The organism is Pectobacterium parmentieri (assembly GCF_001742145.1).
Lineage (GTDB): Bacteria > Pseudomonadota > Gammaproteobacteria > Enterobacterales > Enterobacteriaceae > Pectobacterium > Pectobacterium parmentieri.
In genome coordinates this window covers 2,546,276-2,560,588 of sequence record NZ_CP015749.1, presented here as the reverse complement: position 1 = coordinate 2,560,588, position 14,313 = coordinate 2,546,276, and the positions used below count along the sequence as shown (strand labels likewise).

Annotated in this window: 11 protein-coding genes and 1 tRNA gene; 6 read left to right on the top strand and 6 right to left on the bottom strand. The window is 50.8% G+C overall.

The features are described from left to right. Nucleotides 1-11 precede the first annotated feature (11 nt). The 3 genes from A8F97_RS11605 to A8F97_RS11595 all read right to left on the bottom strand — a co-directional run bounded on the left by A8F97_RS11605 (nt 12) and on the right by A8F97_RS11595 (nt 1,940). Entirely contained in the window at nt 12-341 is a 330-nt protein-coding gene (locus tag A8F97_RS11605) for a hypothetical protein (RefSeq protein ID WP_033071118.1), read from the bottom strand. A gap of 144 nt (nt 342-485) precedes the next feature. Then, the gene (locus tag A8F97_RS11600) at nt 486-1,700 is read right to left on the bottom strand and encodes a tyrosine-type recombinase/integrase (protein WP_033071119.1); all 1,215 of its coding nucleotides are present in this window, start codon (nt 1,698-1,700) and stop codon (nt 486-488) included. Nucleotides 1,701-1,865: 165 nt separating this feature from the next. After that, a tRNA-Arg gene (locus A8F97_RS11595) sits at nt 1,866-1,940 on the bottom strand. Nucleotides 1,941-2,641: 701 nt separating this feature from the next. Between A8F97_RS11595 and mlaA the strand changes: the two genes are divergently transcribed. Next, nucleotides 2,642-3,403: a phospholipid-binding lipoprotein MlaA gene (gene mlaA, locus A8F97_RS11590; protein ID WP_014699100.1), complete on the top strand. Its 762-nt coding sequence runs from the start codon at nt 2,642-2,644 to the stop codon at nt 3,401-3,403. 378 nt (nt 3,404-3,781) lie between these two features. After that, a complete protein-coding gene (mqo, locus tag A8F97_RS11585) occupies nt 3,782-5,365 on the top strand; it encodes a malate dehydrogenase (quinone) (RefSeq protein ID WP_014699101.1) in 1,584 nt (527 codons plus the stop codon). 178 nt (nt 5,366-5,543) lie between these two features. Here mqo and A8F97_RS11580 read toward each other — a convergent pair whose 3' ends face one another. Continuing rightward, nucleotides 5,544-6,446 carry a LysR family transcriptional regulator gene (locus tag A8F97_RS11580; RefSeq protein WP_014699102.1) on the bottom strand — a complete coding sequence of 301 codons (903 nt, stop codon included), beginning with the start codon at nt 6,444-6,446 and terminating at the stop codon, nt 5,544-5,546. Nucleotides 6,447-6,588: 142 nt separating this feature from the next. Here A8F97_RS11580 and A8F97_RS11575 point away from each other — a divergent pair, with 142 nt between their 5' ends. Further along, the gene (locus A8F97_RS11575; protein ID WP_014699103.1) at nt 6,589-7,341 is read left to right on the top strand and encodes an SDR family oxidoreductase; all 753 of its coding nucleotides are present in this window, start codon (nt 6,589-6,591) and stop codon (nt 7,339-7,341) included. Nucleotides 7,342-7,557: 216 nt separating this feature from the next. Here the strand turns inward: A8F97_RS11575 and fadL are convergent, their stop codons facing one another. Continuing rightward, on the bottom strand, nt 7,558-8,889 hold the full coding sequence (gene fadL / locus A8F97_RS11570; RefSeq protein ID WP_033071120.1) for a long-chain fatty acid transporter FadL: 1,332 nt from the start codon (nt 8,887-8,889) through the stop codon (nt 7,558-7,560). Between the two features lie 381 nt (nt 8,890-9,270). Here fadL and A8F97_RS11565 point away from each other — a divergent pair, with 381 nt between their 5' ends. The 3 genes from A8F97_RS11565 (at nt 9,271) to fadJ (ending at nt 13,306) form a co-directional block, all read left to right on the top strand. Beyond that, nucleotides 9,271-9,567 carry a YfcZ/YiiS family protein gene (locus A8F97_RS11565; protein WP_014699105.1) on the top strand — a complete coding sequence of 99 codons (297 nt, stop codon included), beginning with the start codon at nt 9,271-9,273 and terminating at the stop codon, nt 9,565-9,567. A 245-nt stretch (nt 9,568-9,812) separates the two neighbouring features. Then, nucleotides 9,813-11,126 carry an acetyl-CoA C-acyltransferase FadI gene (fadI, locus tag A8F97_RS11560; RefSeq protein WP_014699106.1) on the top strand — a complete coding sequence of 438 codons (1,314 nt, stop codon included), beginning with the start codon at nt 9,813-9,815 and terminating at the stop codon, nt 11,124-11,126. Continuing rightward, the gene (fadJ, locus tag A8F97_RS11555) at nt 11,123-13,306 is read left to right on the top strand and encodes a fatty acid oxidation complex subunit alpha FadJ (protein ID WP_033071121.1); all 2,184 of its coding nucleotides are present in this window, start codon (nt 11,123-11,125) and stop codon (nt 13,304-13,306) included. Before fadI ends, fadJ begins: the two co-directional genes overlap by 4 nt. Here the strand turns inward: fadJ and A8F97_RS11550 are convergent. Then, nucleotides 13,299-14,312, bottom strand: a complete 1,014-nt coding sequence (locus A8F97_RS11550) for a Csu type fimbrial protein (protein WP_033071975.1) — start codon at nt 14,310-14,312, stop codon at nt 13,299-13,301. The two genes, fadJ and A8F97_RS11550, sit on opposite strands and share 8 nt — an antisense overlap. Nucleotide 14,313 lies beyond the last annotated feature (1 nt).

Sequence of the window (14,313 nt, the reverse complement as noted above, 5' to 3'; positions counted from 1 at the left end):
TTTTATCTCCGTTAAAATGGAATATCGTCGTCGAAATCCATTGGCGGTTCAGGTGGTGGCGTAACTTCTGGCATATATCCTTCCTCGCGAATGGCCTTGAGAAGCGATATTAAAGAAGGATCCCCATCATAATCATTATCAGTGTATGTAGGCTCAATAGTACCCGCTATACCTTGTTGAACCCATTCAGGAAGATCACCATTAGAATTTTCTATATAAAGAAAATCTGCAATTTGGGATTCACTGACATGTGGCTGTTGCAAACGAATACGTGTAACTAACTCTCTCAAACTAACAAACTCACTTTCTCGCGCTTTAAGTACTTCAGCGATGTCTAGCATAACGCCACCTCACGCCCTCTAATTTCGGCGGCTATGCCAGCCCACAGAGGTGTGCGGGTTTTCGGTGATCAACCTAGACATAGCCTATTCTTTATTCGTCTACAGTAGTCTACTAAGGTATTTTATAACTGTCTATCCATCCAGTTATGCACGTTTCCCAAACGAGCCATGAACCACATTACCGCCGTTCTCCAATGCTTCCATATAGTCGGCATACCACTGAAGCATTTCCCTGCGTCCATCCAGATACTGAGCGTGGTTATAGGTGCCACGGATAGAGTTTTTATCGACATGGGCGAGCTGGGTTTCAATCCATGCAGTGTTGTAACCCTGTTCGTGCAGAATGGTACTCATGGTGTGGCGAAAGCCGTGACTGGTGACTTTGCCGGTATATCCAATTCGCTTAAACACCTGGTTGATACTGGCTTCGCTCATGGTTTTACGAGAATCATTTCTGCCAGGGAACATCAGAGGGTAGTTACCCGTTATTTCCCTGATTTGCTCTATGAGGCTCAGTGCCTGGCTGGACAATGGCACAAGGTGAGGGCGGCGCATCTTCATGCGTTCGGTGGGGATCTCCCATAGAGCGTTTTCGGTATCAATTTCTTGCCATAAGGCACCGCGCAGTTCGCCATTACGCAGGCCAGTAAGAATGAGAAGGTGGGCAGAGAGTACCACCAGCGCACTACCTGAATACTCAGATAACGCGGTGAAGAAAGCAGGCAGTTCTTTTGTTATCAAGAAGGGGTGATGCTTTGACTCGTGCCCTTGCATCGCACTGATTAGGTCAGGGGCTGGGTTATAACTCGCCCGTCCAGTAACGATCGCATAGCGGAAAACTTCAGAACACCGCATGCGCACCTTTCTGGCTTGCTCAGTTGCGCCACGGTTTTCTATCCGTTTGAGGATTTCCAATAGCTCCAGCGGTTTAATCTCCGCTATCGGGCGATCTCCCAGTTTGGGAAAAACATTATTAGTTAGTAACACGACGTTTTCACTGGCATATCCAGCAGACCATTTTTTTTCTTTACTGGCGATCCATTCCAAAGCGATCTCTTTAAACGTGTTCTTTATCTGTGTCTTGAGTGACTCTTTTTCATCTTTTTTGTTTTCAGATGGATCACCACCAGCGGCCAGCGTTTTTTTTGCTTTATCTCGCGCTGATCTGGCATCAGCCAAAGAGACATCTGGGTATACCCCCACCGCCAACAACTTTTCTTTACCTGCAATCCGATACTTTAGCCGCCAATATCGCGAACCGTTGGTATTGACCAGCAGATATAAACCGCCACCGTCAGCCAGCTTATAGGGCTTATCTTTGGGTTTGGCTGTATCGACTTGACGAGCGTTTAACTTCATCTGGGGGTATCTCTTTTAGACCGAACACGGAATACCCCCAAATGTACCCCCTAAAATGTGTTGATTGCAATAGATTGTAGTAGACGTTGAGATAATGACATTTAGCGTTAGGGCTTGGTATGACTGGGTTTTATTGACTTGAGTAGACGTTGTGAGAAGTGTGAATGGTGTCCCCGACTGGAATCGAACCAGTAACTAGCCCTTAGGAGGGGCTTGTTATATCCGTTTAACTACGGGGACATAAAGCTTGGCTATTATACGCATTTTTGCTCTGAGAATAAGCACTTAACGGTTCGTTTGCTCAAAGTGTCGGCAATTAGCGTTTTATGACGGTTCTTTTTCCTCGTTTTCTACCTCTACGTCCTTCTTTCTCTCTTGCCGGGTATGTTTGGATTCTGAGGATGTATTCATAGTAATCCCCCAGTGCTGAACCCGTTGATACTTGGCTAGCGGTACTGACGTGAGTAGCGGTAACCCTGAGGGTAAGCGTAGTCTTTTTTACAACGCGGGATGCCGCGTTATGTCTCACTGATTTAGGTTGGCAGTGCTATGCTTTGAGCGGAACAACGAACTATCGTGTTGTCGTCCACGTAGGGGAGCGCGTTGTCACGATAGCGTATGTTGTCCTGATAAAAAAAATGGCAACCCTCTGAAAAGGCAGTAATACGTAAGCCAGCGTAGCGATAGATCAATAAAATGTTACACTGTTGGCCGATATCCCGTCCTTATCGGTCCAACCTGATAGGTTAGGGCCGATCGTGGGAATACCCATTTTCGGTCGCGGGTATATACCTCCAATAATTCGAGTTGCAGGAAGGCGGCAAGAGAGGGAATCCCAATGAGCTTACTCTGGTAAGTGATTCGGGTGAATGAACGCAGCCAACGCACATGCGGCTTGAAGTATTACAGGTATAGCACACTATAAATCAGGGAGAACAGATATGAATTACCGCCTGAGTGGGGTGGTGTTTGCCAGCGTGTTACTGATCGGCTGCGCCAGTTCCGGGGATCGCGCTCAAGAAGGACGTTCAGATCCGCTTGAAGGCTTTAACCGTACCATGTTCAACTTCAATTACGACGTTCTGGATCCTTATCTGGTTCGTCCGGTCGCTGTTGCCTGGCGCGATTATGTGCCGACGCCTGCGCGTAACGGGCTGGGGAATTTCTTCAGCAACCTGGAAGAGCCTGCGACGATGGTAAACTACTTCGTTGAAGGTAAACCGTATAAAGCGATGATTCACTTTAACCGCTTTTTCCTGAACAGCTTGCTTGGGATGGGCGGTCTGATTGATGTCGCATCGATGGCTAATCCTAAACTGGCAAAAGAAGAGTCTCGCCGCTTTGGTAGCACATTGGGTAACTATGGCATGGGCTATGGACCTTATCTGGTCGTGCCGGGCTACGGCAGTGCTACCCTGCGTGAAGATGGCGGTGATGTCGTGGATACGCTGTATCCGATGCTGAGCTATCTGACGTTTTGGATGTCTGCGGGCAAGTGGGCTATCGAGGGACTAGAAACGCGAGCGCAACTGTTGGATTCCGATGGTTTGCTGCGTAATTCTTCCGATCCGTACCTGATGATGCGTGAAGCCTACTTCCAACGGCATGATTTCCTTGCCAGTGATGGGCAAATCACCCCTCAGCAGAACCCAAATGCCGCCGCGATTGAAGACTCGCTCGACGAGATCGATTCAGCGAAGTAGCGCTACAAGTGGTGCTATATAGCCTCGCTCATTTCAAAGGCACCTGTCTGTGGGTGCCTTTTTCTTTTATAAAATACGGCTAAACGTGTTTTTCCCCTACTGATTCTGTGGTTTGTTTCTTAAAAGTTATTACTTTGTTGTGCATTTATTTACTTACTAAAATTTATTTCCTCCTGTCAGATAACAATAATGTAACGTCATTAACCGCTACGGATGCTCATCGTGGCTGAAATGTGTCAGCGTGCTGATTTTTTTGTTAGCAAAGTGATTAACAAAAAGGTCATAACAACTATGCTTTTTACTCATAGTCGTGCGCCCGCATGTTAATGAATGCCTGAAATTCTATTTACCTGCACTTATAAAAATAGAGATATAAGCATGAAAAAACTACTTGCTATGTTCTTTTGCCTGAGCGTGGTGGTTAGCACCCCACTGGCGATGGCTGAAGATGCTAAAACGACAGAGAAGACAACGGATGTGGTACTGATCGGCGGGGGCATTATGAGCTCTACGCTGGGTGTGTATCTACAGGAGCTACAGCCAGATTGGTCTATTGATATGGTTGAGCGTATGGATAACGTGGCGGAAGAGAGCTCTAACGGCTGGAATAATGCCGGTACGGGTCACTCGGCCTTCATGGAGCTCAACTACACGCCGGATAATCCCGACGGCCCAATCAATATCAGCAAAGCGCTGGAAATCACTGAAGCATTTGAAATCTCGCGCCAGTTTTGGTCCTATCAGGTGAAAAACGGCGTGCTGAATAATCCGCACTCTTTCATTAACAGTGTGCCGCATATCAGTTTTGTCTGGGGCGATGAAAATACCGCCTTCCTGAAACACCGCTATGATGCGATGCAGCACAGCACGTTGTACCGAGGCATGGCGTTCTCTGACGATCCCAATACGATCAAAGAGTGGGTTCCATTGGTGATGGAAGGTCGCGATCCGGCTCAGAAAATTGCAGCAACCCGTATGCCTATCGGTACTGACGTGAACTACGGCGAAATCACACGTCAGTTGGTTGGCGCGATGAAAACCAAGTCCAACTTTGCGTTGCACCTGAATTCAGAAGTGCGCGATATCAAGCGCAATGCAGACAACACCTGGAGCGTGACTTACGTCGATCTGAAGAACGGCGAGAAAGAGAGTGTAATTAAGGCGAAATTCGTCTTTATCGGTGCAGGTGGGGCGGCATTACAACTATTGCAGAAATCCGGTATTCCTGAGGCCGATCTATACGGTGGTTTCCCGGTCGGTGGCGAATTCCTGGTGACAGAAAACCCGGAAATCGTGAAACGCCACATGGCAAAAGTGTACGGTAAAGCCTCGGTAGGCGCGCCACCGATGTCGGTTCCTCATCTGGATACGCGTATTTTTGACGGCAAGCCAGTCCTGCTGTTCGGGCCATTTGCCACCTTCTCCAGTAAGTTCCTGAAAAACGGTTCGCTGTGGGATCTGATAGGTTCAGTGACCTTCTCCAACGTGATGCCGATGACGCATGTCGGTCTGGATAACTTCGATCTGGTGAAATATCTGGTCGGTCAGGTCATGATGGATGATGATGACCGCTTCGCTTCATTACAGGAATACTTCCCGAACGCGAAGAAAGAAGACTGGCGATTAGCAATCGCTGGCCAACGTGTTCAGGTTATCAAAAAAGATGATGATAAAGGCGGCGTGTTGAAGTTGGGGACTGAGATCGTCAGCTCGCAGGATGGCTCGATTGCCGCACTGCTGGGTGCTTCTCCGGGCGCGTCTACCGCCGCGCCGATTATGCTGAGCCTGTTGGAAAAAGTATTTAAAGATAAAGTGGCGACGCCGGAATGGCAGAGCAAGCTGAAAGAGATTGTTCCGTCTTATGGTCAGAAGCTGGATGGTAATATTGAAATGACCAATAAAATCCGCCGCTACACCAGCAGTACGCTGGATCTGGATTATATTGAGGTTAAGCCTGAGTAATTGGGTTAGCTGGGAGTCACGACGTAAGGCCGCGAAAGCGGCCTTTTTCGTCTCTCTGACTCGGTAAATCGGGTGAGAAAAGGGGGGCTGCACTTTGCTAAAGTGGAATACTACATTTGCAATTGAGTACCAATATCGATTGGGTTAAGCAAGTCACTGCAATCGAGAGCAATGCGCGCTAGCGGTAATGATGGCCGGTGTTGAGTCCAGGAATTCTGGAAAACGCTTCTGCAATGAAGTCCATGAATACCATTGCTCGCTTCGGTAGCAGCCGATTGGCAACATAGAGAAATTGAATTGGCACTGGCGGCGCTTCATAGTCACAAAGCACCTGACACAGCCTGCCGCTCTTCAATCCATCCTCGTATAACCATGCTGGCCCATTCGCGATCCCAAGGCCGGCTATGACGGCTTCCTGTATGGCCTGTGGTGAGTTGACTCGGAATCGCCCCGAAACGTTGATTTCGGTATCTCGAAAATGCCAGGTATTACCCGTGTTTAACAGCGAATACAGAATACAGTCATGATCGCGCAGATCTTCCGGTGTTTGCGGTATACCGCGACGGCTTAGATAGTCTGTAGAGGCGACATACACGCGAGTGAAAAGACCAATCCGGCGTGCGCGGAGTGCGCTGTCGGTGGGATGGCCTATTCGGATCGCCAATTCGGCACCTTCTTCCACTAGATCGACGAAACGATCGCTAAGTTGCAAATCCAGCGACAAGCCGGGGTAGCGTGCCAGAAAAGCGGGGATTTGTGGTACCAGGAAGCTATGGGCCATTGCCGTTGGGCAGGCCACTCGCAGAAGTCCCGTGGGTTCCGTCTCATCGCTCAAGGATGACTCTGATTCTGCAACTGCATCGAGAATTCGGCTTACATCTGCGTAGTACCGCTCACCTTCGGGCGTCAGCACAAGTTGGCGTGTTGTGCGCTGAAGTAGTCTTACTCCCAGATGCTCTTCTAAGGCGGCAACGTATCGGCTTACGTTGGGTTGCCCCATATTCAGGTCACGTGCTGCCGCAGAGAAACTACCCGTTTCGACAGTTCGTTTAAAACAGGTCATGAGCAGAAAACGATCCACGTGAAGGCTCCTTTATTCATGCAAAAATGGAATAAATTATATGCGAAATAAGAATCTTATCATTATTTATGCATACAAATATGATTAGCGCTGTCCCAAGCAGCAAATTGCTGCATCCGGCTATTATGATCAGGAGTTCTTAATGTCTCGATTACACAATAAACGTACCCTTATCACCGGCGGCACCTCCGGAATTGGGTTGGAAACCGCAAAGCAGTTTCTCGCTGAGGGGGCTCGCGTCATCGTCACCGGGGTCAACCCCGATTCTATTGCTGCGGCAAAATCCGAGCTTGGCAGCGAAGTGCTGGTGCTGCGTGCCGACTCGGCCAGCGTGAGTGCGCAGAATGAACTGGCTCAAGCCGTGGAGGCACATTACGGAAAGGTTGACGTTGTCTTTCTCAACGCTGGTGTTTCTGTTTGGCAACCGCTGGAAGAATGGACGGAGGAAATGTTTGATCGCTCCTTCGATATTAACGTCAAGGGGCCCTATTTTCTGATCCAGTCGCTATTGCCTGTGTTTGCCAATCCCGCTTCAATCGTGCTCAACACGTCGATTAGTTCGCATGTAGGATCGAGTCGCGCCTCCGTTTATTCTGCGACCAAAGCGGCTTTCCTTAGCCTGTCAAAGACGCTGTCTAGCGAACTGATGGAACGTGGTATTCGCATCAATGCGGTTAGTCCTGGTCCTATAGATACCCCGCTGTATGACAAACTCGGCATTCCCGAAAGCTATCGTAAACAAGTCAATGAGGAGATCGTCAAGAGCATCCCTTCAGGCCGTTTCGGCACGGCGGAGGAGATTGCCAAGGCTGTGTTGTACCTGGCTTCAGATGAGTCCCGATGGACAATCGGTAGTGAGATCGTCGTAGATGGCGGGCGCCTGTTGAATGACTAATCCGGCATGATAGTTATTCTGAATAAAGGGCTTACATCCAATCACAAGGTGTATCGCCCTTATGCTCTTTTGAATCTCGCTTTGCTTCATGTTGTGATCGCGGATCCCCGTGTAAGAAAGCAAGAGATAAGCGCTTTGTGATGAGCAAAAAAAGCAGGTAAGTTGCCTTACCTGCTTTATCACGTTGACTGGTAACAAATAGGACGCGTGCTCTATTTAGAACGCATAGTTGAAGTTCACGCCGTACAGCCAGGCTTTACCTTTGGAGCTGAAGTTGTAACTTGGAGAACCTGCTCTATCAGAGATAGGTTCGCTAATATCAACTTGCTTACCGTGCATATAAGACACGCCAACATCAACAGACGCGTCTTTGTTAAATGCATAGGTCGTACCTGCGCTTAACCAGAAACGGTCTTGATCGGGGATGGAAATGGAACGTTTATCTGCCGGAACAGGGCTGTCATCAAATGCGATACCGCTACGGAACGTCCAGTTATCGTCATGATAGTAGGTGGTGCCGAGTGCGATACGGTAGGCATCACGGAAGCCTTCCTCTTTCTGGAACAGCGTATTACCATTGCTACCTGTCGCTTTCAGTTCCTGGAAATGGCTCCAACTGGTGTAGGTCAGGCTGTAATGCACCGCCCATTTAGGTGCTACTCGGTGGTAGGCGGAGGCTTCCCACATTTCCGGCAGGTTCAGCGTCAGCTTACCGGGAATTGTTGCCCCCCCTGTCCCGACAGGTGTTCCTGGGAGGCCCGCAGGGATATTACTGCGGTAATCACCATCGAAGTCGATGTCGACTTTGGAACGGTAGGTCAGGCCGAAGCGATTGTTTTCATCCACTTCATACAGGATACCGGCATTCCAGCCGTAGCCCCACTCTTTACCTTCCATGTGAACCAGTTCTGAAGATGGGCCTGCGACTACGCCTTGCAAACCACCAGACGGTACTCCGTTAATGACGGGAGGAATGTTTGCCAGTTCACCAGCGCGACGAACAATCTTAGCATCGGCATAGACCGCATTGAGGCCCAGACCAAAGCTGAAATGTTGATTCAGGCGATATGCAGCGCTCAGGTTCAGGTTTGATGTCAACAGGTCGGTCTCTCCGCCGATAGAACCTGCTGCATAGTTATCATTAAATTTAGTCGCCAGACCATAGTTAGTGGTGGCGGAAGCACCAATCGCCCACTGTTCGTTAAGCGGCATGATGAAATGCAGGTTAGGTACCCAGGCATGTGGTGCGATGTTTTTGGCGCTGGTGTTCTGCCCTGGGACTTGGGAGTTTTTCCCCTGAACATCAATATCCGGGTTGATATAAGTGACGCCACCGGAGAATGAAGGGCGGTCAAACATGGTCATGGTTGCCGGGTTACGGCTGCCAGAGGTCGCATTGTCGGCTACGGCACCTTCACCAGAAAACGCGCGTCCCAGACCCGATGATGAATATTCATTAAGCTGGAAACCAGCCGCGGACACATTTGCTGAAAACAGGGCCACCGCAACAGCAATTGTGGATTGTTTGAACAGGTTTTTCTGGCTCATGACCAAAACCTCTTTATATGCTTGTTATTTAACGTTGTTACACGGGGTAACAAGGGACGCGCATTGTAGGGGGCGCACTCAGCCTGACAAATCAGACCAGTTGCCAAAGTATAAGTTGGGAATACGATAATGTTGCATTTGTGTGTTCTAAATATTTCCAAAATGATGCAGTAATTAGATCTACTTAACGTTTTGGTTAATTTGTGTGAGGAAGTATTACGCGATCTTTACTGCCTAATAACACTTTAATGTGACTGATATCACTAAAATTACTGGCTGGCATGAAGTGCTGGTACTGCTTTAGCATGAAGGAGTAAAATATAAGGAAGATAGAAATATTTGAACTGGATCAAATCTCCCGCGTCTTAAGAGGAAAGCATCATGACGAACGTAATCAATAAATGCAGTGCTGAAGAAACCGCAGCCTGCTGTTGTGTCGATGTCGGCACCATCATGGATAATACGGATTGCACGGCGTCTTACAGTAAAGTGTTCGGCGATCGTTCTGATGCAGAGGTGGCACTCACTGCTCTGACGGCAAAAGCGCGCGCGGTAGAATCCGAACCTTGCGACATCACCAGTACGCTGGAAGAGGTAGACGGCGGTGTGAAACTGGACATCGATTTTACATTTAGTTGTCAGGCTGAAACGATGATTTTCCAGCTCGGCCTGCGTTAATTTTTGTGTTGGCAGGAGCCTTTTCCTGGCTCCTGTTGGCTGTTTCTTGTCTTGCCCTAACAAATCGCCTGACCCCTGTTTTTCCCCTCCGCTTTTTGCCATTTATTCATCTTTGTTCGCAGCGACGTGCATGTTCTTCACACTTTTATGTTGCGCAGCTTTGCGTAATGTAACTATCTGGTTAACAATGAAATCAGGTCAGACCTGTTGTGCGCGTACTCTACTTTCGGTTAACAGGAGCGTTTATGAGCGAGGTATTACCTCTGATAACCCGCCGTGGCGATCGCATTGCGTTCGTGAGCGGATTACGCACCCCATTTGCCCGGCAGGCAACGGCCTATCATGGCGTACCTGCCATTGAGTTAGGCAAACTCGTCACCAGTGAATTACTGGTTCGAACGGGTATCGATCCTGAACTGATCGAGTTATTGGTGTTCGGACAGGTGGTCCAAATGCCTGAAGCGCCGAATATCGCCAGAGAGATTGTGCTCGGTACGGGTATGAGCGTGCATACCGATGCGTATAGCGTTTCACGCGCCTGTGCCACCAGCTTTCAGGCCGTCGCCAATGTAGCGGAAAGTATTATGGCAGGCACGGTGGAAGTCGGTATTGCCGGGGGGGCGGACTCCTCTTCCGTACTGCCCATTGGTGTCAGCAAAGCTTTGGCCAGAACACTGGTGGATATGAACAAGGCCCGAACGCTGGGCCAGAAGTTGAAGCTATTAAGTGGCCTGCGTCCGAAAGACTTGCTGCCGGTTGCGCCCGCCGTGGCGGAGTATTCCACCGGGTTGCGCATGGGCGATACCGCTGAACAGATGGCAAAAACCTACGGCATCACACGTGAAGAGCAGGATGAGTTGGCGCACCGCTCGCACAAGCTGGCAGCACAGGCTTGGGAATCGGGTGTGCTGCGGGACGAAGTGATGACGGCGTATGTCCCTCCTTATGAGAAAGCACTGAGTGAAGACAACAACGTGCGCCACGATTCGGCCTTAGAGCAGTATTCGCGTTTACGTCCGGCGTTCGATCGTCGGCATGGCACGGTGACGGCAGCGAACAGTACGCCACTAACGGATGGTGCGGCGGCGGTTTTGATGATGAGTGAATCTAAGGCTAAAAGCCTGGGACTTACGCCGTTAGGCTACCTGCGCAGCTATGCATTCAGCGCCATCGGCGTGCAGCGTGATATGTTGTTGGGGCCGGCTTATGCGTCCCCGCTTGCGCTGGCAAGGGCGGGTGTAGCACTGGCCGACCTGACGCTCATTGATATGCACGAAGCCTTTGCCGCCCAGACGTTGGCAAATCTGAAGCTGTTTGCCAGCGATGAGTTCGCCCGAAGCCAATTGGGCAGAAACGCCGCACTGGGCGAAGTGGATCGCGCTAAGTTCAACGTATTGGGGGGTTCTATTGCCTATGGACACCCTTTTGCTGCCACTGGTGCGAGGATGATCACGCAAACGCTGAATGAACTGCGTCGGCGCGGGGGCGGACTGGGATTAACCACCGCCTGCGCGGCGGGCGGGCTGGGTGCGGCAATGGTACTGGAGGTGACGCCATGAACGATCAACAGCCTTTCCTCGCGGCAACGGAAAGCCCCTCTGCTTTTTCCTTCACCATTCGGCCGGATAATATCGGTGTGATCAGCATTGATATCCCCGGTGAGAAAGTGAACACCTTAAAGCGCGAATTTGCAGAACAGATTATCTCGGTCTTCGAGTTGGCGCGACAGCATGCGACGCTCCGAGGACTCATTTTTATTTCCGCCAAGCCTGATTCGTTTATTGCCGGAGCGGATATCACCATGTTGAACCAGTGCAGCAGCGCCGAACAGGCAGAAAATCTGGCGAAACAGGGGCAGGAGACGTTCGATCAAATTGCCGCGCTACCTTTCCCCGTGGTGGCTGCCATTCACGGTGCCTGTCTGGGCGGTGGGTTAGAACTGGCATTAGCCTGCGACTATCGCGTTTGCTCGCTGGATGAAAAGACGGTGCTGGGGCTTCCAGAAGTCCAGCTTGGCCTTCTTCCCGGTTCGGGTGGAACGCAGCGCTTGCCACGCTTGATTGGTCTGGATAGCGCATTGGATCTCATACTGACAGGTCGCCATCTCCGCGCGAGCCAGGCGCTGCGGCAAGGGCTGGTAGATGAGGCGGTGCCGCACGATATCCTGCTGGATACGGCGGTCGAGATCCTCAAAAAAGGCAAAAGGAAGACGCTCCCGTTGAACTGGCGTTCGCGTCTGCTAAGCAGCCTGGGTGTTCGTCATTTGCTTTTCAAAATGGTGAAACGCAAGACTCGCGCGAAAACACACGGCAACTACCCAGCCACTGAAAAGATTATTCAGGTGGTGCGACGGGGAATAGAAAAAGGCCGTGAAGAAGGATATCGGCAGGAGGCGCGAGCGTTCGGCAAGCTGGTGATGACGCCGGAGTCTGCTGCACTGCGCCATCTGTTTTTCGCCTCGAATGCGTTAAAGAAAAGCGCAGGTGCGGCCTCTGACGCAAAGCCAATCCATCGCGTCGGCATTCTCGGCGGCGGATTGATGGGGGGAGGGATCGCCAGTGTCACGGCGATGCGCGGGCAGTTGCCGGTGCGCATTAAAGATATCAATGAGCAGGGCATCAACCATGCATTGAAGTACAACTGGCAACTGCTGACCAAGCGCGTCGAGCGTAAGCGAATGAAACCGACAGAGTGCCAGCGTGTGATGACGTTGATTTCCGGCAGTACGGACTATCGTGGTTTTGAGCATGCGGATATCGTCATTGAGGCGGTCTTCGAAGATTTGGCGCTGAAGCGGCAAATGGTGGCGGAGATTGAGGAGCATGCCGCGCCGCACACGATTTTTGCATCAAACACCTCATCGTTGCCGATCCATCAAATCGCAGAAGGTGCGCGACGTCCACAGCAGGTTGTTGGTCTGCACTATTTTAGCCCGGTAGATAAAATGCCACTGGTTGAGGTCATTCCCCATGCACACACTAGCGCAGAGACGGTCACGACGACGGTTGCTCTGGCGAGAAAGCAGGGAAAAATAGCGATTGTTGTCGGTGATAGCGCCGGTTTTTATGTAAACCGCATATTGGCACCTTACATCAACGAAGCCGCGTACTGCCTGCTGGAAGGGGAGCCGGTTGAATCGATTGACCATGCGCTGGTGCGTTTTGGTTTCCCTGTCGGCCCGCTCGCACTGCTTGATGAAGTCGGTATTGATGTTGCAACCAAGATCGTACCAGTGCTGAGTGAAGCACTCGGCGATCGCTTTACCTCCCCGCCCGCGTTTGATGCGATCCTGAAAGATGGGCGCAAAGGGCGCAAGAATGGCAAAGGGTTCTATCGGTACAGTAAAACGCATCGCTTCTGGCACGCGGGAAAAGAGGTCGATAGTTCGGTTTACCCGCTGCTGGATGTCACGCCGAAGGCGCATATCGATCCTGCGTTAATCAGCCAGCGTGCCGTGATGATGATGTTGAATGAGGCGGCACGTTGTCTGGATGAAGGGGTGATTCAATGCGCCCGTGACGGCGATATTGGCGCGGTATTTGGCATTGGTTTCCCCCCTTTCCTTGGTGGCCCATTCCACTATATGGATCGCCTTGGGATGGAAACGGTCGTGAAAACGCTGCTGGTGCTGCAACAACAGTATGGCGATCGGTTCGCGCCCTGTGAACGTTTACTCGCGATGCGGGAAGGCCAGCGGACGTTCTATCCGCCAGCCGATGAAGACAGCCGCGCTAGTTGATCGTGACGTTAATCGTGACGGTGTCTTTATATGTTCCCTCTGGTTTATTGGCTTGGCTGGCGTTAATGCGGGCAGTGTAGGGGATATTCTGTGTCATTCCCGTTCCCGTCCCGCTATGGTCGTTCGTCTCGGTCCAGGCGATGTTTCCGGTGCGATAGAGTTGATATTGCAGGTAGTGAGGCGTTCCACCGACGGTTGCGGTCATTCTGCGCCAGTTGGCATCGTCAGGATGGGTACTGATGAGCTTGACGGTATACGCACCCAGTTGCGTACAGTTAACGCCGAGGTTGTTATTGACCGCTACGAAATCAGCGGGAAACGCCGCAATACCAAAGCTGATGTTCGGTGCGCTGGTAATCTGGCAATCATTGGTGATGGTCATAGTGATATTGAGGGTTGACGTCGTCGTTCCTCGATCAGGAATACAGGCGAACAGAACCCCCAGAGAACAAATATTGTAATCCCATTTAATGGTTACCACATCGGTATAGGTACCCGCGGCAATATTGTTGCCGATGCTGGTGCGGATATAAATTGGCATGGTGCCATCCGATGAATTGAACAAGCCGAGTATGCCCAGTACGGTTGTTTGGGTCCAGCGGTTGGTCGAGCCAATGGTGTAATAGGGAGGATTGCAGGCAGAAGTCATGCAAAGGCTATAAGGAACGTAGTCTGTGCTTGTCCCTCTGCGCATCCGCATGGTAGTGCCGCTGGGGTTGCTATCATTCAGTATCGTGGCGTCAATGGTATTTGTTGTCCCCACATTCAATACCCCTCCTGAGCAGCGAAACCCACTTCCCGATGCCACGACCTGCGGTGTACCGTTAACACCGACTACGGAAGAAGCATAAGGCCCCAGCGTGGTGGTGCTGGGGGGCGTAGTACAAGCGGCGTAGCTAAAAGGCGCGTAATACAGCGCCACCAGCAGGAAAGCCAGCCGCAGCAAACGGGAAGCTTGCCGGTTGACGGAAGGACGGCGATGGATCTGCGGTATCGGGGTCAGCATC

Excerpts from the sequence above, each read along its gene's own strand:
- A8F97_RS11575 (WP_014699103.1), top strand. The coding sequence starts at position 6,589 with ATGTCTCGATTACACAATAAACGTACCCTTATCACCGGCGGCACCTCC.
- A8F97_RS11600 (WP_033071119.1), bottom strand. The coding sequence starts at position 1,700 with ATGAAGTTAAACGCTCGTCAAGTCGATACAGCCAAACCCAAAGATAAG.
- mqo (WP_014699101.1), top strand. The coding sequence starts at position 3,782 with ATGAAAAAACTACTTGCTATGTTCTTTTGCCTGAGCGTGGTGGTTAGC.
- mlaA (WP_014699100.1), top strand. The coding sequence starts at position 2,642 with ATGAATTACCGCCTGAGTGGGGTGGTGTTTGCCAGCGTGTTACTGATC.
- fadL (WP_033071120.1), bottom strand. The coding sequence starts at position 8,889 with ATGAGCCAGAAAAACCTGTTCAAACAATCCACAATTGCTGTTGCGGTG.
- fadJ (WP_033071121.1), top strand. The coding sequence starts at position 11,123 with ATGAACGATCAACAGCCTTTCCTCGCGGCAACGGAAAGCCCCTCTGCT.
- A8F97_RS11605 (WP_033071118.1), bottom strand. The coding sequence starts at position 341 with ATGCTAGACATCGCTGAAGTACTTAAAGCGCGAGAAAGTGAGTTTGTT.
- fadI (WP_014699106.1), top strand. The coding sequence starts at position 9,813 with ATGAGCGAGGTATTACCTCTGATAACCCGCCGTGGCGATCGCATTGCG.
- A8F97_RS11565 (WP_014699105.1), top strand. The coding sequence starts at position 9,271 with ATGACGAACGTAATCAATAAATGCAGTGCTGAAGAAACCGCAGCCTGC.
- A8F97_RS11550 (WP_033071975.1), bottom strand. The coding sequence starts at position 14,312 with ATGCTGACCCCGATACCGCAGATCCATCGCCGTCCTTCCGTCAACCGG.